The sequence below is a fragment of the Streptomyces nymphaeiformis genome (assembly GCF_014203895.1).
GTDB classification, from domain to species: Bacteria; Actinomycetota; Actinomycetes; order Streptomycetales; family Streptomycetaceae; genus Streptomyces; species Streptomyces nymphaeiformis.
In genome coordinates, this window is sequence record NZ_JACHJY010000005.1 from 352,613 (window position 1) to 371,187 (window position 18,575).

The following is an 18,575-nucleotide window of genomic DNA, read 5'->3' on the forward strand; positions in this document are numbered from 1 at the left end:
CATACGCTCGATGACACGCCGCTTCGGCCCCTAGGATTCCCTCTAACACCTCACCGGTCTCATTCGACAGGAACCCCATGAGCGACACTTCCTCCCCCTTCGGCTTCGAGCTCGTGCGGCGCGGTTACGACCGCGGTCAGGTGGACGACCGCATTACCAAGCTCGTGGCCGACCGCGACAGCGCCCTGTCCCGTATCACCTCGCTGGAGAAGCGCATCGAGGAGCTCCACCTCGAGACGCAGAACGCCCAGGCGCAGGTGACCGACGCCGAGCCGTCGTACGCGGGTCTGGGTGCCCGGGTCGAGAAGATCCTCCGGCTCGCCGAGGAGGAGGCGAAGGACCTGCGTGAGGAGGCCCGTCGCGCCGCCGAGCAGCACCGCGAGCTGGCCGAGTCGGCCGCCCAGCAGGTGCGCAACGACGCGGAGTCGTTCGCGGCCGAGCGCAAGGCGAAGGCCGAGGACGAGGGCGTCCGGATCGTCGAGAAGGCGCAGGGCGAGGCCAACTCGCTGCGCGCCGAGGCCCAGAAGGACGCGCAGTCGAAGCGCGAGGAGGCGGACGCCCTCTTCGAGGAGACCCGTGCCAAGGCCGCCCAGGCCGCCGCGGACTTCGAGACGAACCTGGCGAAGCGCCGCGAGCAGTCGGAGCGGGACCTGGCCTCGCGCCAGGCGAAGGCCGAGAAGCGCCTCGCGGAGATCGAGCACCGCGCCGAGCAGCTCCGCCTGGAGGCCGAGAAGCTGCGCACGGACGCGGAGCGCCGGGCCCGTCAGACGGTGGAGACCGCGCAGCGCCAGGCCGAGGACATCGTGGCCGACGCGAACGCCAAGGCCGACCGGATCCGTTCGGAATCGGAGCGCGAGCTGGCGGCGCTCACGAACCGCCGCGACTCGATCAACGCGCAGCTGACCAACGTCCGCGAGATGCTGGCGACGCTGACCGGTGCCGCTGTGGCGGCCGCCGGCTCCCCGATCGACGACGAGCGCACGGCCGGCGTCCCGGCCCAGCAGTCGCGGTAACAGCGCCCCCGGCGTAAGAAACCCCCCGTGAGAACCCCCCGTCATTCCGGTGGCGGGGGGTTTTGCGCGCCCGTAGGTTGGGACGCATGATCGAGCTTGAGGGCCTGACCAAGCGCTACGGGACGAAGATCGCGGTCGACCACCTCTCCTTCCAGGTCCGTCCTGGCGTGGTCACCGGCTTCCTCGGGCCGAACGGGGCGGGCAAGTCGACGACGATGCGGATGATGCTCGACCTGGACAACCCGACGAGCGGGACGGTCCGGATCGACGGCAAGCACTACCGGGACCTGGCCGAGCCCCTGAAGTACATCGGGGCGCTGCTCGACGCCAAGGCGATGCACGGCGGCCGCTCCGCGTACAACAACCTGCTGTGTCTGGCGCAGTCGAACCGCATCCCGGCGAGCCGGGTGGGCGAGGTGCTCGACCTGGTGGGTCTGACGGCGGTCGCGAAGAAGAAGTCGAAGGGGTTCTCCCTCGGCATGGGGCAGCGGCTGGGGATCGCGTCGGCGCTCCTGGGCGATCCCGAGATCCTGATGTTCGACGAGCCCGTCAACGGTCTGGACCCCGAGGGAATTCACTGGATCCGCAATCTGATGAAGGCGTTGGCGGCCGAAGGCCGGACGATCTTCGTCTCCAGCCATCTGATGAGTGAAATGGCGCTGACGGCCGATCATCTGATCGTGATCGGGCAGGGAAAGCTGCTGGCCGACACGTCGATGGCGGATTTCATCCAGCAGAATTCCCGGAGTTTCGTACGGATGCGCTCCCCCCAGCAGGAACGACTGCGGGACGTGCTCCACGCGAACGGATTCGTCGTGGTCGAGGCGGGCCACGGGGCCCTGGAGGTGGACGGGGCGACGACGGAGAAGCTCGGCGAGCTGGCCGCGGAGAACGGGCTCGTGCTGCACGAGCTGAGCCAGCAGCGCGCCTCCCTCGAAGAAGCGTTCATGCAGATGACGGCCGCCGCGGTCGAGTACCACGCGCACGGCACCGACGTACACGGCGGCGCCGCGGCGCCCGGCCCCCAGTGGGGCCCGACCTCCGAGGGAGCCTGATCGATGGCAGTGGAAACCGCGGTCCTGCAGTCCGAGTGGACCAAGATCCGGACGGTGTCCTCGACCGTCTGGACGCTGGCGAGCGCCTTCCTCGTCACGGTGGCGATGGGCGCGGGACTGAGCGCCCTGACGAACGCCACCTTCGACGACATGAGGGCGGTCGAGAGGGCCACCTTCGACCCGACCCTGATCAGCTTCTCCGGGATGATCCTGGGGCAGCTGGCGATGGTGGTCTTCGGCGTCCTGGTGGTGGGGACCGAGTACTCCTCCGGCATGATCCGCACCTCGCTGGCCGCCGTGCCGCAGCGCGCGACCTTCCTCTTCTCGAAGATCACGGTGGCGGGCGGGCTCGCCTTCCTGGTGGGGCTCGCGACGAGCTTCGTCACCTTCTTCCTGGGGCAGGCGCTGCTCGGCGGGCACCGTGCCTCCATCAGCGACGACAACGTGCTGCGCGCGGTGATCGGCGCCGGGCTCTACATGGGTCTGATCGCCCTGTTCTCGATGGGTGTGGCGGCGATGCTGCGCTCGTCGATGCTGTCGCTCGGCATCCTGGTGCCGTTCCTCCTCCTGGTGTCGAACATCCTCTCGGCCGTGCCGAAGGCCAAGGAGGTGGCCCAGTACTTCCCGGACCAGGCCGGCTCGAAGGTCATGCGGGTCATCCCGGACGCGATGAACTCGGAGAAGGCGCCGTACGGACCCTGGGGCGGGCTCGGGATCATGGCGCTCTGGGTGGTGGCCTCGCTGCTCGGCGGCTACCTGGTGCTGAAGAAGCGCGACGCCTGACCTCCGGAGGCTTCCTCCTTTTCGCCGGAACCGTCAACGGCTGGATAAGCTCCTAGCTCATACGGGGGGCTCCGGCCGGACGGCCGCCACGCCCCGACACGGATGCACGCGACCGACCTGTCGATGGGGCTGGAGAATGATCGAGGCAGTCGGCCTGACGAAGCGCTACGGCGCCAAGACGGCCGTGTACAACCTTTCCTTCCAGGTGAGGCCCGGTGTGGTCACCGGGTTCCTGGGACCCAACGGGTCCGGCAAGTCGACGACGATGCGCATGATCCTGGGCCTCGACCGGCCCACCGCGGGTCACGTCACGATCGGCGGCCACCCCTTCCGGCAGCTGCCGAACGCGCCCCGGCAGGTCGGCGCGCTCCTGGACGCCAAGGCCGTGCACGGCGGCCGCAGCGCCCGCAGCCACCTCCTGTCGCTCGCGCAGCTGGCCGGCATCCCGGCCCAGCGCGTCGACGAGGTCCTCGGCGTCGTCGGCCTCCAGGACGTGGCCAAGCGGCGCTCGAAGGGCTTCTCGCTCGGCATGGGCCAGCGGCTCGGCATCGCGGCGGCGCTCCTCGGCGACCCGCAGGTGCTGCTCTTCGACGAGCCCGTCAACGGTCTGGACCCCGAGGGCATCCTCTGGGTGCGGAACCTGATGAAGAAGCTGGCCGCCGAGGGCCGCACGGTCTTCGTCTCCAGCCACCTCATGAGCGAGATGGCGCTGACCGCCGACCACCTGATCGTGATCGGCCGGGGGCAGCTGCTCGCGGACATGCCGGTGAAGGACTTCATCTCGGCGAACTCCGCCGACTTCGCCCGGGTGCGGATCCCGGGCACCGAGCCGGCGCAGCGCGAGAAGCTGACGTCGGTCCTGGTGGAGGCCGGCGGCCAGGTGCTGCCGGAGCCGGACGGCGCGCTGCGCGTGACGGGCCTGCAGCTGCCGCGCATCAGCGACCTCGCGCACGGCGCGGACGTACGGCTCTGGGAGCTGTCCCCGCACCAGGCCTCGCTGGAGGAGGCGTACATGCGGCTGACGCAGGGCGCCGTGGACTACCGCTCCACCGACGACCGGCTCGCCCACCTCCAGCCGCCGCTCCAGCCCGGACAGCCGGGGTACGGGATGCCGCCGCAGCCGCAGGTCCAGGAGGTGCCGCAGCAGGGCTGGTACGCCCCGCCGCCGCCCGGACAGAACCCGTACGGCGCGGCCCCGCAGGCCCCCGCGCCCGGACCGAACCCGTACGCGGGCGGTCCGCAGGCCCCCGCGCCCGGTCCGTACGCCCCTCCGCCCGCCCCGCAGCCGAGCGCACCCCAGCCGAACAGCCTGCAGCCGAGCGACACCCCGAAGGACGCCCGATGACCGCCCCCGCCCACCACCACGCCCCGGCGCCGCACGCCTACGTCTCCCCCATCCCGGTCCGTGCCGCGCACCTCGGTGACGCGCTCGCCTCCGAGTGGACGAAGATCCGCTCGGTGCGTTCGACGGTGTGGACGCTCGGGGTCATGATCCTGCTGATGCTCGCCCTCGGCCTGGGCGTCGCGGCGATCGCCGCGACGTCCGAGGCCGAGATGGGCGAGGAGTCGGCGCTCGCCTTCGGCTTCTTCGGGATGCTGCCGGCGTCGATCTGCGTGATCACCCTCGGCGTCCTGACGATCGCCTCCGAGTACGGCACGGGCATGATCCGTACGACCCTGACGGCCTGCCCGAGCCGGGCCCGGGTGCTCACGGCGAAGGCGATCGTCTTCTTCCTGCTCGTCTTCTCGGTCACCACCGTCCTCGCGACGCTCGTGGCGGTGGCGCAGGTCGCCCTGGTCGACACGGCGGCGACGCCGACGACGGCCGAGTGGCTGCGGGCGACGGTCGGCGCGGGCGGCTACCTGGCCCTGCTCGGCCTGCTGTCGCTGGCGGTCGGCACGCTCATCCGGCACTCGGCCGGCGCGATCACGGTGATGATCGGTCTGCTGCTGATGCCGCTGGTGGCGGCCCTGTTCATGTTCAACCAGACCCTGCAGTCGCTGCAGAAGTTCCTGTTCACCTACGCGATCCCGTCGCAGATGATCTCGCTCTACAGCGAGAAGCCGCCGTTCGGCGACTCGGGCCCGGCGGGCTGGGAGCCGCTGCTGATCATGGCGGCGGTCGCCGCGGCGGCCCTGGGCGGCGCGTACGCGCTGCTGAACAGCCGGGACGTGTAGGGATCCGGAAGGGTTCTCTTCGGAGCGGCCCCCGCGCGGCACTCGCCGCCGGGGGCCGCTTTCTTTGTTCGCGCCGCACGACCACGGGAACAATTGCCGGTCATTGCTCCTAGGAGCGGACGAGGACCTGCCCTAAACTCTGGGCAATGCGCATTCTCGTCACCGGCGGAGCCGGTTTCATCGGGTCTGAGTTCGTCCGTCAATTACTGCGTGGTTCGCTCGCCGTCACCGCCGACCACGTCACCGTAATCGACAAGCTGACGTATTCCGGAGTGCTCGCCAACCTGGATCCCGTGGCCGGCCTTCCCGGATATTCCTTCGTACGGGCGGACATCTGCGACCCGGTCGCGGTGGACGAGGTCATGGCGGGTCAGGACGCCGTCGTGCACTTCGCCGCCGAGTCCCATGTGGACCGCTCGATATCGGACGCCGGCCCCTTCGTGACCACCAACGTGCTCGGTACCCAGCTCCTGCTCGACGCCGCCCGGCGCCATGGCGTGGGCCGCTTCCTGCACGTCTCGACCGACGAGGTGTACGGGTCGATCAGCGAGGGGGCGTGGCGGGTCGGGCAGCCGCTCGCGCCGAACTCCCCCTACGCCGCGTCGAAGGCCGCCTCGGACCTGATGGCCCTCGCCCAGCACCGTACGCACGGCATGGACGTCGTCCTCACCCGCTGCTCCAACAACTACGGCCCCTACCAATTCCCGGAAAAGGTGATTCCGCTCTTCATCACGCGACTCCTCGCCGGAAATCCCGTACCGCTTTACGGGGACGGTTCGAATGTCCGTGACTGGCTGCACGTGAGCGACCACTGCCGGGGAATCGCACTGGCTCTTTCCCGGGGCAAGGCCGGCCGGGTGTACCACCTGGGCGGCGGGCAGGAAATGAGCAACCGGGAACTCGTCGGAGAACTCCTGAAGGCGACCGGCCGGAGCTGGGATCTGGTGGAGCGGGTGGCCGACCGCAAGGGCCACGACCTCCGTTACGCATTGGACATCGAGGAGAGCCGGGAGCAGCTGGGCTACGAGCCGCTGGTCTCCTTCGCCGACGGCCTCGCCGACACGATCTCCTGGTACCGGGACAACCGCTCCTGGTGGGAGCCGCTGCTCCCGGCGGCCCGCGCCTAGGAGGCCCGTACGGCTTCGGGACCGGACGGCTGAGCGCCGCCTGCCCTTCCGGCAGGCGGCGCTCACGCGTCTCAGAGGCGCACGGCCCCCGCGTTGACGCAGGCGAGCAGGGTGCGCGCCTGGACGTTCAGGTAGCGGCCGTGCATCGACAGGGTGTTCAGCTGCTCGGGGGTCGCCCACTGGTAGCCCGGTCCCGGGTCGAGCGGTGCCGTCTCCTCGTCGACCTCGATGAACAGGTACCGGATCTCCGCGTTCAGGAACCGGCCCCCCTCCTCCGAGTGGACGGCCTCGTACCGGACCCGGCCCTCCGCCACGGCGTCGAGGACCGTGTCGAGGAACCGCGGCCGCAGCTCCGGGGCGAGGGGCTCCCAGTTGCCGGGGGTGGCCTGGACGGTGGGGGCCAGCTCGGCCGTGTCGAGGAAGCCGGCCTCGACCTTGGCGTTGACGAGCAGGTGGGGCACGCCGCCGATCCTTCGGTACAGGAACGCGGCGATCCCGGTGCCCGTCGGCTCGATCAGCGGCTGCGACCAGCCCGAGACCTCGCGGCTGCCCGCCTCGACCGTGACGCCGGTGACCCGGAAGTACCGGCCGTCGGGGCGGGCGAGCCCCTGCTCGTCGTGCTCCCAGCCGCCGACCTCGGCGAGCGGGACGGTGTGGACGTCCACGTCGTGGCGGGCCCGCTCCGCGGTGAACCAGGAGAGCAGTTCCGTGTCGGAGTGGAGCGCGGACGTGCCGGGCACCGCGACGGGGAAGCAGGAGATGATCGTACGGGCGTCCATGTTGACGATGTTGTCGTCGCGCAGCAGCTCGCCGATCTGCCCCAGGGTGAGCCAGCAGAAGTCCGGGTCGACCTCCACCTCGTCCTCGGTCTCCACCAGCATGTTCCGGTTGACCTTGTGGTAGAACCACGAGCCGTGTTCGGACTGGAGCGAGTCGCTGAGCACCCGGCTGCGGCCCCGCTCGGTGAAGTACTCCAGGTAGCGTACGGCCGAACCCTTGTGCACCTTCTGGTAGTTGCTGCGGGTGGCCTGGACCGTCGGCGAGATCTGGAGCAGGTTGCGGTTGCCCGGTTCCATCTTGGCCTGCATGAGGAAGTGCAGGACGCCGTCGAACTCCTTGGTGAGGAGCCCCAGGATGCCGACCTCCGGCTGGTGGATGATCGGCTGCCGCCACTCGGTGATCGGGCCCTCCGACTTCTTCACCGACAGGCCGACGACGGAGAAGAACCGGCCGCTGCGGTGGCGGAGGTCGCCGGTGCCCTCCTGGAAGGACCAGCCGTCCAGGCCGGTGAGCGGGACCCGCTCCACCTGGAAGTGGTGGGCGCGGGCCCGGTCGGCGAGCCAGTCGCCGACCTCGTCGGTACGGAGCCGGCAGCCGCTGTCCCTGACCGTGGCCGAGTGGGCGAGGCGGGCGGCGAGCGACGGGTCCGTGCGGGGGCTGAGGAGGAGGGACGCGGCCGCTCCCCCGCCGGCGGTCGCCGTGCCCGTGCCCCCGCTCATGACGCGGCCCGTTCCCGTTCGTCCGCCAGGTGCGCGACCGTGCTCCGCAGTGCCTCGTCGAGGGGCGTGCGGGCGGTCCAGCCGGTGGCGGTGCGGAACGCCGAGGCGTCGATCTCGATGTCGGCGAAGTCCCCGGGGTCGGCGTGCGCCGGCGGCTCCACCGACACGACCGGGACCGGGGGCTTGCCGGTGCGCTCCGCCACCAGGTCGGCGACGGTGCGGAACACGTCGCCGAGCGGTTGGGCGCGGTCGGCACCGACCAACCAGTGGCGGCCCGCGAGGGGTTCGGTGTCGAGGGCCGCGTCGGCGAAGGCGCGGGCGGTGTCCGCCACGTACAGGAGATTGCGGCGGACCGTGCCGTCGTGCCACATGGTGATCGGCTCGCCGGCCAGGGCGCGTCGGGTCATCGCGGAGACGACGCCGCGGTCGTGGGCGGTGGAGCCGGGCCCCGAGCCGAAGACCGTGGGCAGCCGCAGCGAGGTGCCGAGCAGGAGGCCCCGCTCGTGCGCGGCGAGGAGGGTGCGCTCGGCGGCCTGCTTCTGCCGGTCGTACTCGCCGTGCGGCCTGTCCTCCTCGGTGCCGTCGAGGATCCGCCCGCCGGTCGGGCCTGCCTGGCCGACCGTGCCGGCGAGGACGACCCTCGGCAGCGGGCCGCCCGGGGCGCGGGCGGCGAGGGCGTCGACGATGTCGCGGACGAGACCGACGTTGACCCGCTCGGCCTCGGTGTCGCCCTCCTCGACGCGCCACGTGGAGGTGGCCGCGCTGTACAGGACGGTGTGGAGGACGACGTCGGCGCCGTCGAGGGCGGCGGCCGTCTCGCCGGGCCGGGTGAGGTCCGCGGTGCGGACCTCGATCTCGGCCCGGGCCCCGGCCGGGACGGGGACGGGCCGCCGTGCGACGGCCCGGATCCGCACGTCCCGGCCGGCCAGCTCCCGCAGCACGGCCGAACCGATGAAGCCGGTGGCGCCCAGCACCGTGATCAGGGGGCGGGTCATCCCCACAGCCCGTCCTCGATCTTCTTGCAGTCCTCGTAGGTCGGGAGCATGCCGAGCTCCCGGGCCTCGGCGAGGGTGGGGGCGATGCTGTCCCGCTCGGACTGGGGGTAGTCGCCCTGCGGGAACGGCAGGCCGAGCTCGGGGTCGAACGGGGTGATCGCGTACTCGTTCTCGGGTACGTAGCCGCCGGCCATGACGTAGACGATCATCGAGTCGTCCTTGAGCGACAGGAAGGCGTGGCCCACGCCGTCCGGCACGTACAGGGCGCGGCACACGTCGCCGCTCAGCTCGTTGCTCACCCAGCGGCCGAAGGTCGGGGAGCCGATGCGCAGGTCCACCAGGACGTCCTGCACCGCGCCGTAGGGGCAGTAGACGTACTTGGCCCGGCCGGGCGGGGTCTTGGTGAAGTGCACGCCGCGGAGGACGCCGCGCGCGGAGATGTTGTGGCTGATGTCGCGGACGGGGAAGATCGTGTGCCCGACGTTCTCGGAGAACGGGGTGTCCTGGTACGGGGAGGAGAACAGGCCCCGGTGGTCCTTGTAGACGGGCGGCGTGAAGGCGAAGACGCCCTCGATGTCCAGGCTCTGCACCTGCATGGTGGTCGTTCCTTTCGGTGGGGCGGTCAGAGGGAGGCCAGGACGTCGCGCAGGGCGGCGATGGTCTTGTCCTGCACGGACTCGGGCAGCGACGGGTACATCGGGAGGGAGAAGATCTCCTTCGCGAGCCTCTCGGTGACGGGCAGCGACTGCTCGCCCCAGCCGAGGTGCGCGAAGCCCGACATGGTGTGGACCGGCCACGGGTAGCTGATGTTGAGGTTGATGTCGTACGCCTTGAGCGCCTCGATGATCCGGTCCCGCTCGGGGTGGCGGACGACGTAGACGTAGTAGACGTGCGTGTTGCCGGCGTTGGTGGCGGGCAGCTGCAGGCGCCCGGGGCCGGTCAGGTCGCCGAGGCCCTCCTCGTAGCGGCGGGCGATCGCGTTGCGGCCCTCGATGTACTCGTCCAGGCGGGCCAGCTTGGTGCGCAGGATCTCGGCCTGCACCTCGTCCAGACGGGAGTTGTGTCCCGGCGTGCGGACGACGTAGTAGACCTTCTCCATGCCGTAGTAGCGCAGGGCGCGCAGGGCCCGGTCGGTCTCGTCGTCGGCGGTGACGACGGCGCCGCCGTCGCCGTACGCGCCGAGCACCTTGGTCGGGTAGAAGGAGAACGCGGCCGCGTCGCCCATCGTGCCGGCGATCCGGCCGTGGTGGCGGGCGCCGTGGGCCTGCGCGCAGTCCTCGAGGATCTTCAGGCCGTGCTTCTCGGCGATCCGCTTCAGCGGGGCCATGTCGACGCACTGCCCGTACAGGTGGACCGGCAGGATCACCTTGGTGCGGGGCGTGATGGCGGCCTCGACCTGGTCGGTGTCCATGAGGAAGTCCTCTTCGCGGACGTCCACGAAGACGGGGGTGGCGCCGGCGCCCACGATGGCGATGACGGTCGGCGCCGCCGTGTTGGACACGGTGATGACCTCGTCGCCGGGGCCGACGCCGAGGGCCTCCAGGGCGAGCTTGAGGGCGTTGGTGCCGTTGTCGACACCGGTGCAGTGGGCGAGGCCGTGGTAGTCGGCGAACTCGCGCTCGAAGCCCTGGACGCTCTCGCCGAGCACCAGACGACCGGAGGAGAAGACCTTCTCGACGGCGGCGAGGATGTCGTCCTTCTCGTTCTCGTACTCCGGCAGGTAGTCCCAGACATGGGTGGTCACGGTCGCTCCTCGTGATACGTCGATCGAATGCACGGCCGGGTAACCGTCGGCCGGAACGGAAATGCGCAAAGAAAAGGGGGAAGAAGGTCAGCGGAGTGCCGCGGCGGCGGTTCGTACGCGCCGTCCGGTCTCCTCGAACGGGCCGTTCGGCCGGGTGAGGAGATCCATCAGATAGGCGCCGTACCCGCTCTTGAGCAAATCCTCCGCGAGGACTCGCAATTGGGTTTCGTCGATGAGGCCCATGCGCCAGGCGACCTCTTCCACGCACCCTATCTTGAGACCCTGGCGCTGTTCCACCACCCTTACGTATTCGGATGCCTGGACCAGCGATTCGAAGGTTCCGGTGTCGAGCCAGGCCGCGCCGCGGTCGAGCACGGTCACCTGGAGGTCGCCGCGCCGCAGATAGGTCTCGTTGACGTCGGTGATCTCCAGCTCGCCGCGCGCGCTGGGGCGCAGGCCGCGGGCGATGTCCACGACGTCCGGGGCGTAGAAGTACAACCCCGGTACGGCGTAACGGGACTTGGGGCGCAGCGGCTTCTCCTCCAGGGAGATCGCCTTGCCGTACTCGTCGAACTCGACGACCCCGAGCTGGGAGGGGTCGGCGACCGGGTAGGCGAAGATGCGGGCGCCGGTGAGCCCCTTGTTCTCGGACAGCCTCGTGCCGAGCCCGTTGCCGTGGAAGATGTTGTCGCCGAGGATCAGCGCCACCGGCTGGTCGCCGATGAAGTCGGCCCCCAGCACCAATGCCTCGGCTATTCCGCCGGGGCGGTCCTGCACCGCGTAGTCGAGTTCCATTCCCCACTGGCTCCCGTCGCCGAGGAGCCGCTGGAACTGCTCCTGGTCGCGGTGGCTGGTGACGATGAGGACCTCGGTGATTCCCGCCATCATCAAGGTGGACAACGGGTAGTACACCATGGGTTTGTCGTAGATGGGAATGAGTTGTTTCGACACCGTCAAGGTGAGTGGCCAGAGCCGTGATCCGGTTCCGCCCGCCAGAAGAATTCCACGCATGACACCAAGCCCCCGTTTCCGATGTTCCCGGCCGATGTTCCGGTCATTTCCTGATGCAAGGGCGGGGGGCCGCGGCCGGCGGCCCCTCGTCCCGGGGGGTCACCACGCCGATTCCTGGTGCTCCCCCGCGAGTTTCTCCAGCGTCGCCACCACGTCCCCCGGGGCGGGATCGGCGAGCATGTCCCGCCGCAGGCGCTCGGCGCCGTCGGCGAAGGACGGCTCGTCCAGGAGCCTCCGCAGCCCGGTCCGCAGCCCCTCCGAGGTGAGCGCGTCGGGCTGGATGACGAGGCCGGCGCCGAGCTCGGCGGTGCGCCGCGCCCGGTAGAAGTCGTCCCACACGGACGGGAAGACGAGCTGCGGCACCCCGCACGCCGCGGCGGTCGACCAGGTCCCCGCCCCGCCGTGGTGGGCGACGGCCGAACAGGTCGGCAGCAGCGCGTGCAGGGGCACGAAGTCGACGGCCCTGACGTTGTCCGGCAGTTCCGGGACGAGTTCGCGCTGGGAGGCGCTGAGGGTGGCGACGATCTCCACGTCGCCGAGCTCGGCCAGCGCCTCGAAGATCCGCGGCAGCGGCACGCCCAGGAACTCGCCCCCGTCCCGGCCGGTGATGCCGAGGGTGAGGCAGATCCGGGGCCGGGCCGGCGGCTCGCGCAGCCAGTCCGGGACGACGGCCGTGCCGTTGTACGGGATATAGCGCATCGGGACGGTGTCCCCTTCGAGCGGCAGGCGTACCGCCGAGGGCATCTGGTCGACGGTCCACTGACCGCGCAGCAGCCGCTCCTCGAAGACGAGGCCGTACCGGTCGAGGAGGCCGTCCAGCCACTCGGCGGCCGGGTCCCGCCGCCCGGCGGCGGGCCGGTGCTCCAGCTCGCGCAGGAACGCCTGCCGCTGGTCGAGGAAGAGGTCCGCGCCCCACAGCAGGCGGGCGTGCGCCGCGCCGGCCGCCTCGGCGGCGATCGCCCCCGCGGGCGTGAACGGCTCCCACAGCACCAGGTCGGGGCGCCAGTGGCGGGCGAAGGCGACCAGGTCGTCGACCATCGAGGGGTTGTTGGCCGGGGCCAGGAACTTCTCGGTGAGCTGCTCCTGGACGGCCTTCAGGACCTCCCAGTGGTGGACGTGCGGGCCGGCGGGGTCCAGGTCGAGCATGGCGTCGAAGCCCTGCTCGGTGCCGTCATCCCCCTCGCCGGCCATCGCGTCGTGCCAGTGGTGGTCGGAGCCGACGGGTACGGCGGTGAGGCCGGCGGCGGTGATGGTGCGGGTCAGCGCCGGCTGGCTGGCGATCCGTACCTCGTGCCCGGCCGAGCGCAGGGCCCAGGCGAGCGGGACCTGGCCCAGGAAATGGGCGTCCAGGGCGAACGATGTGAAGAGGACACGCACGTCGGTCCTCCTCCTCTCTGTGCTGCGGTCGTACGGCGGTGTGCTGGGCGTGTCGGCCGGTCAGGCCGCTCCGATCTCCGTGTCGATCAGCGCGAACATCTCGTCGTCGCTGGCCGTCTCGATCGCGTCGCGGTCCGCGGCGGCGTCGGCCGGGGCTCCGCCCGTCTCCCGCCAGCGGGCGAGGAGCGTCTGGAGCCGTGCGGTCAGCGCGCGGCGCTCGGTGCCCGCGCCCAGGGCGGCGAACGCCTCGTCGATCCGGTCGAGTTCGTCGAGCAGGGCCTTCTCCGGGGAGACCGGCTCGCCCAGCAGACGGGAGCGGAGCGAGGCGAGCAGCGCCGTGGGGGTCGGGTGGTCGAAGACCAGGGTCGTCGGCAGGCGGAGACCCGTCGCCGTGTTGAGCCGGTTGCGCAGCTCCACGGCGGTCAGGGAGTCGAAGCCGAGGTCCTTGAACGGGCGGGCCGGGTCGTCGAGACCGGAGCCGTGGCCGAGGACGCCGGCGATCTCCCCGTACACGAGGTCGGCGAGCGCCTGCTCCCGGCCGGTGGGCGGCAGGTCGAGGAGGCGTTCGGCGAGGCCGCGCGCGTCGGTCGGGGCGGACGCCGCCGTGCGGCGGGACCGGCCGGTGGCCTGGGCGCGCAGGACCGTGGGCAGGGCCTCCGGTTCGCGCAGCGCCCGGGGGTCGAGGCGGACCGTGACCTGGACGGGCGCGGGGTCGAGGAGGGCGGCGTCGAAGAGGGCGAGTCCCTGCTCGTCGGTGAGCGGCCGCAGACCGCCGCGCGCGAGCCGGCTCCGGTTGTCGGTGCCGAGGTGGGCGGTCATGTCGCTCTCGCGCTCCCACAGGCCCCAGGCGAGGGAGGTGGCCGGGAGCCCGGCGCTCCTGCGGACGGTGGCGAGGGCGTCCAGGAAGGTGTTGGCGGCGCTGTAGTTGCCCTGTCCGAGTCCGCCCAGGACTCCGGCCGCCGAGGAGAAGAGGACGAAGGCCCGCAGGTCGCTGTCCCGGGTGAGCTCGTCCAGGTGGGCGGCGGCGTCCAGCTTGGGCCGGAAGACGGTGTCGACGCGGTCCGGGGTCAGCGCCTCGATCAGTCCGTCGTCGAGGACGGCCGCGGCGTGCACGACCGCGTGCAGCGGACGGTCGAGCGCGGCCAGGGCGCCGGCGAGGGCGTCCCGGTCGGAGACGTCGCAGGCGCGGAAGGCGATCTCCGCACCGGCGGCGGCGAGTTCGTCGGCGAGTTCGCGGGTGCCGGGCGCGTCCTCGCCGCGGCGCGAGAGGACCGTGAAGTGCCGGGCGCCGTGCCGGACCGCCAGGTGCTTGACGAGCAGCCGGCCGAGACCGCCGCTGCCGCCGGTGACGAGGACCGTGCCGTCGGGGCCCGCGAGCGGGCGCGGCTCGGCCTCGGGGGCCGCGGGGGCCGCCGGGCGCAGCCGCAGGACGTGCGGGGTCCCGTTCCTGAGCAGCAGCTGCGGCTCGCCGGCGGCGACGGCGTGGCCGACCGCGGTGCGGAGGAGCTCGTCGTCGGGCGCGGTGGCCGGGTCCTCGTCGACGAGGACGTACTGGTCGGGCTGTTCGGACTGGGCGGAGCGGACGAGCCCCCACACGGCGGCCTGGCCCGGGTCCGTCGCGTCGTCGCCGGCCGCGCCGCGCGTGACGATCACGAGGCGGGCGTCGGCGGGGTGGGGCTCGGCCGACCAGCGGTGCAGCAGGCCGAGGACCCGGTGGGTGTGCGCGCGGGCGGCGGCCGCGGCCGTGCCGGGCGGGGTGGTGAGCCGGACGGCGACGAGCGGCGGAAGGGCTGCCCCGGCGAGACCGGCGGACTCCTGGAGGGCGTCGAACTCGTCGGCCCCGTCGAGGAGATGGGGCTCCACCGGGAGCGGTCGGTCCGTCACCGGCCGCCAGTCCGGCAGGTACGGCAGCACGGTGGCGGCCGCCGAGCGGTCGAGGCGCGCCGCGTCCAGCGGCCGGACGGCCAGGGAGGCGACCGAGGCGACCGGGGCGCCCTCGGCGTCGCAGACGTCCAGGGCCAGGGTGTTCTCGCCGGTCTCGGCGAGCCGGACCCGCAGGCTGCGGGCACCGGCCGTGCGCAGCACGACCCCCGCCCAGGTGAACGGGATGAGCGGCGCGCCGGTCTCCGGTCCGTCCGGCCCGCCCTCGGGCCGGGCGGCGGCGGCGTGCAGCGCCGCGTCGAGGAGCGCGGGGTGGAGGACGAAGCCGTCGGTGGCGACCTCGTCGGGCAGCGTCACCTCGGCGAAGGTCTCGGCGCCGTCCCGCCAGACCCGGCGCAGGCCGCGGAACGCGGGACCGTAGTCGAGGCCCTTGTCGTGGAGGGAGTCGTACAGCCCGGTGAGGTCGGCCTCGGGGGCGGCGGGCGGCCAGACGGTCAGGCCGCGCGGTGCGCCGGCGCCTTCGCGCACCAGCGTGCCGGTGGCGTGCAGGGTCCACGCCGTGTCCTCGGGCTCGTCCTCGCGGCGGGCGTGGACGTGGACCGTGCGGGCGGAGCCCGTACCGTCACCGTCCTCGCTCCCGGCGCCGTCGACGGTGACGCGGAGCAGGACACCGCCCGTCGCGGGCACGGTGAGCGGCGCGAGGACGGTCAGCTCCTCCACCACCGGGTGGCCCACCTGGTCGCCCGCGCGCACGGCGAGTTCGACCAGGGCCGTGCCCGGCAGGACGGCCGTGTCGTGCACGAGGTGCTCCGCCAGCCAGGTGTGCGTGTCGAGCGCGAGGCGGGAGGTGAAGAGGTAGCCGCCCGTGCCGGGCAGGGCCGTGCCCGCGCCCAGGAGGGCGTGGCCGGGCACGTCGAGGCCGAGCGAGCCGGGGTCGCCGCCCGTCGTGTCGGGGGCGGCGAGCCAGTACCGCTGCCGCTGGAAGGCGTACGTGGGCAGGTCGACCCGCGGGAGCCCCGCGCCGAGGACGGTCGCCCAGTCGAGCGCGGCGCCGTGGACGTGGGCGGTGGCCAGGGAGAGGGCGAACCGGTCCGGGCCGCCCTCGTCGCGGCGGAGCGAGCCGATGACGGCCGCCTCGGAGCCCGCCCGTTCGGCCGTGGCCTGCACCGGGGCCGTCAGGACGGGGTGGGCGCTGCACTCGACGAACAGCTCGTGGCCGTCGGCGAGCAGTGCCTCGGTGGCCCGCGTGAACGCGACGGGCCGGCGGAGGTTCTCGTACCAGTACTCGGCGTTCAGGTCGGTCTCGTCGAGGAGTCCCCCGGTGAGGCTGGAGTAGTACGGGACGAGGGCCGGCCGCGGCCGTATCGCGGCGAGGTCGTCGAGCAGCCGCTCGCGGAGCGAGGCCACGTGGTGGCTGTGCGACGCGTAGTCCACGGGGACCCGCCGGGCCCGGACGTCCGCGGTCTCGCAGTGGGCGAGGAGCTCCTCGACGGCGCGGGCGTCACCGGCCACGGTGGTGCTGTCGGGGCCGTTGTGGGCGGCGACGGTGAGCTGTTCGCCCCAGGGCGCGAGGAGCGCGGCGGCGTCCTCGGCGGAGCACGGCAGCGAGACCATGCCGCCGAGCCCGGCCAGGGTCTCCGCGATGGCCCGGCTGCGCAGGGCCACCACCCGCACGGCGTCCTCCAGGGAGAGCACGCCCGCGACGTGGGCCGCCGCGATCTCGCCCTGCGAGTGGCCGACGACCGCGGCCGGCTCGACGCCGTGGGAGCGCCAGAGGGCGGCGAGGGAGACCATCACGGAGAACAGCGCGGGCTGGACCACGTCGCAGCGGCGCAGCTGCTCCTCGTCGCCCAGGACCTCGACGAGGTCCCAGTCGACGTGGGCGGAGAGTGCTTCGGCGCAGGCGCGCATCGACTCCGCGAACACGGGCGAGGCGGCCATGAGGGCGCGGCCCATGCCGGTCCACTGGCTGCCCTGCCCGGGGAAGACGAAGGCGACGCCACCCTCGGTGGCACGGCCGGTCACAGCGGCGGTGGTGCCCTCGGCGATCGCCGCGAGCGAGGCGAGGAGCTCGGCCCGGTCGGCACCGAGCGCGACGGCGCGGTGCTCCAGGGCGGCCCGGGTGGTGGCGAGGGACCAGCCGACGGCGGCGTCGTCGGACGCGGCGGCGGGCACGGGCTCGGTCGCGGGCTCGGTCGCGGCGGCGGGCTCGGTCGCGGCGGCGGGCCCGGTCGCGGCGGCGGGCCCGGTCGCGGCGGCGGGCCCGGTCGCGAGGTCGGCGTCGTGCTCGGCCACGGGCGCGGAGCCGGTGGCGGGCTCGACGGCGGACGCTGCGGCGAACGCGGTTCCGGGCTCGGCCGCAGTCGCGGTCCCGGTCGCGCCGAGGTGCGCCGCCGTGCGGGCCGCCTGGGCCCGGAGTGCGGGGGCGTCCGAGGCGGAGAGCGGCCACAGGACGGGGAGGGCCGGGCGGGTGGACGCCGGGGCGCCCGGCTCCGGCTCCCCGGCCGTGGGGGCCTCCGGGGCCTGTTCCAGGATCAGGTGGGCGTTGGTGCCGCTGACGCCGAACGCGGAGACGCCGGCCCGCCTCGGGCGGTCCGCCTCCGGCCACGGCGTGGCCTCGGTGAGCAGGCGGACGTCCCCCTCGGACCAGTCGACCTGCGGGGTGGGCTCCGCCACGTGCAGGGTGCGGGGCAGCACGCCGTTCCGCATCGCCTGGACCATCTTGATGACGCCGCCGACACCCGCCGCGGCCTGCGTGTGGCCGATGTTGGACTTCAGGGAGCCGAGCCACAGCGGCCGTTCCCGGTCCTGGCCGTAGGTGGCGAGGAGGGCCTGCGCCTCGATGGGGTCGCCGAGCCGGGTGCCGGTCCCGTGGGCCTCGACGGCGTCCACGTCCGCGGGCCCGAGGCCCGCGTCGGCGAGCGCCGCGCGGATGACCCGCTGCTGGGCGGGGCCGTTGGGCGCGGTGAGGCCGTTCGACGCGCCGTCCTGGTTGACGGCGGAGCCGCGGACGACCGCGAGGACCGGGTGCCCGTTGCGTACGGCGTCGGAGAGCCGCTCCAGGAGCACGACGCCGACGCCCTCGGACCAGCCGGTGCCGTCGGCCGTCGACGAGAAGGACCGGCAGCGGCCGTCGGCGGACATCGCGCGCTGCCGGCTGAACTCGATGAACAGCGACGGGGTGGCCATCACGGTGGCACCGCCGGCGAGGGCCAGGGTGCTCTCGCCGCGGCGCAGCGACTGCGCCGCCAGGTGGATCGCCACGAGCGAGGACGAGCAGGCGGTGTCCACGGTGACGGCCGGCCCTTCGAGGCCGAGCGTGTACGAGACGCGGCCCGAGGTCACGCTGCCGAGGCTGCCGTTGCCGAGGTAGCCCTCGTGTTCGCCCGCCCCGCCCGGTGCCATCAGCTGGCGCATGCCGTACGTGCTGCCCATGATCCCGGCGAAGACGCCGGTGCGGCTGCCGCGCAGCGAGACCGGGTCGATCCGGGCCCGTTCGACGGCCTCCCAGGCCACTTCGAGGAGGAGCCGCTGCTGCGGGTCCATGGTGACGGCCTCGCGCGGCGAGATCCCGAAGAAGGCCGGGTCGAAGTCGGCCACGCCGGAGAGGAAGCCGGCACCGGTGGCGTAGGTGCGGCCCTTGCTGTCCGGGTCCTCGTCGAAGAGGTTCGCCAGGTCCCAGCCCCGGTCCGTGGGGAACGGGCCGATGAGGTCGGCGCCGTCGGCGGCGACGTCCCAGAGGTCCTCGGGGGAGGCGACGCCGCCCGGGTAGCGGCAGGCCGCGCCGATGATCGCGATCGGTTCGTGGGCGGCCGCGGCGAGTTCGCGGTTCTGCTCGCGGAGCCGTTCGGTCTCCTTGAGCGACGCACGCAGCGCTTCCACGATCCGGCTGTCGGAGTTCGTCAATGTTCC

At 72.7% G+C, this 18,575-nt stretch carries 12 protein-coding genes and 1 pseudogene; 6 read left to right on the plus strand and 7 right to left on the minus strand.

Annotated elements, in window-relative coordinates; translation table 11 throughout:
• Positions 1 to 77: 77 nt before the first annotated feature.
• The 6 genes from GGE06_RS19155 (at position 78) to rfbB (ending at position 6,156) form a co-directional block, all read left to right on the plus strand.
• Positions 78 to 1,013, plus strand: a complete 936-nt coding sequence (locus tag GGE06_RS19155; RefSeq protein ID WP_116158785.1) for a coiled-coil domain-containing protein — start codon at positions 78 to 80, stop codon at positions 1,011 to 1,013.
• 86 nt (positions 1,014 to 1,099) lie between these two features.
• Entirely contained in the window at positions 1,100 to 2,068 is a 969-nt protein-coding gene (locus GGE06_RS19160; protein ID WP_116158786.1) for an ABC transporter ATP-binding protein, read from the plus strand.
• Positions 2,069 to 2,071: 3 nt separating this feature from the next.
• Positions 2,072 to 2,851: an ABC transporter permease gene (locus GGE06_RS19165; RefSeq protein WP_116158787.1), complete on the plus strand. Its 780-nt coding sequence runs from the start codon at positions 2,072 to 2,074 to the stop codon at positions 2,849 to 2,851.
• Positions 2,852 to 2,987: 136 nt separating this feature from the next.
• On the plus strand, positions 2,988 to 4,196 hold the full coding sequence (locus GGE06_RS19170; protein WP_184931330.1) for an ABC transporter ATP-binding protein: 1,209 nt from the start codon (positions 2,988 to 2,990) through the stop codon (positions 4,194 to 4,196).
• Positions 4,193 to 5,029, plus strand: a complete 837-nt coding sequence (locus GGE06_RS19175) for an ABC transporter permease (protein ID WP_116158789.1) — start codon at positions 4,193 to 4,195, stop codon at positions 5,027 to 5,029. The genes GGE06_RS19170 and GGE06_RS19175 overlap by 4 nt, the downstream gene beginning before the upstream one ends.
• Positions 5,030 to 5,175: 146 nt before the next feature.
• Complete coding sequence (gene rfbB / locus GGE06_RS19180) at positions 5,176 to 6,156, plus strand: dTDP-glucose 4,6-dehydratase (protein WP_184931331.1); 981 nt, start codon at positions 5,176 to 5,178, stop codon at positions 6,154 to 6,156.
• A 71-nt stretch (positions 6,157 to 6,227) separates the two neighbouring features.
• On the opposite strand, the gene GGE06_RS19185 is transcribed toward rfbB, so the two are convergent.
• The 7 genes and pseudogenes from GGE06_RS19185 to GGE06_RS19215 all read right to left on the minus strand — a co-directional run.
• A complete protein-coding gene (locus GGE06_RS19185) occupies positions 6,228 to 7,655 on the minus strand; it encodes an NDP-hexose 2,3-dehydratase family protein (RefSeq protein ID WP_184931332.1) in 1,428 nt (475 codons plus the stop codon).
• Entirely contained in the window at positions 7,652 to 8,650 is a 999-nt protein-coding gene (locus tag GGE06_RS19190; protein ID WP_220378530.1) for an NAD-dependent epimerase/dehydratase family protein, read from the minus strand. Before GGE06_RS19190 ends, GGE06_RS19185 begins: the two co-directional genes overlap by 4 nt.
• Positions 8,647 to 9,246 carry a dTDP-4-dehydrorhamnose 3,5-epimerase family protein gene (locus GGE06_RS19195; protein WP_116158793.1) on the minus strand — a complete coding sequence of 200 codons (600 nt, stop codon included), beginning with the start codon at positions 9,244 to 9,246 and terminating at the stop codon, positions 8,647 to 8,649. The genes GGE06_RS19190 and GGE06_RS19195 overlap by 4 nt, the downstream gene beginning before the upstream one ends.
• A 26-nt stretch (positions 9,247 to 9,272) precedes the next feature.
• Positions 9,273 to 10,394 carry a DegT/DnrJ/EryC1/StrS family aminotransferase gene (locus tag GGE06_RS19200; protein ID WP_116158794.1) on the minus strand — a complete coding sequence of 374 codons (1,122 nt, stop codon included), beginning with the start codon at positions 10,392 to 10,394 and terminating at the stop codon, positions 9,273 to 9,275.
• Positions 10,395 to 10,481: 87 nt separating this feature from the next.
• Positions 10,482 to 11,405, minus strand: coding sequence for a glucose-1-phosphate thymidylyltransferase RfbA (gene rfbA, locus GGE06_RS19205; RefSeq protein WP_116158795.1), 924 nt, complete (start codon positions 11,403 to 11,405; stop codon positions 10,482 to 10,484).
• 99 nt (positions 11,406 to 11,504) lie between these two features.
• The gene (locus GGE06_RS19210; RefSeq protein ID WP_116158796.1) at positions 11,505 to 12,782 is read right to left on the minus strand and encodes an activator-dependent family glycosyltransferase; all 1,278 of its coding nucleotides are present in this window, start codon (positions 12,780 to 12,782) and stop codon (positions 11,505 to 11,507) included.
• 60 nt (positions 12,783 to 12,842) lie between these two features.
• Positions 12,843 to 18,569 (minus strand): annotated as a pseudogene (locus GGE06_RS19215) (type I polyketide synthase); the annotation flags it as partial.
• Positions 18,570 to 18,575 lie beyond the last annotated feature (6 nt).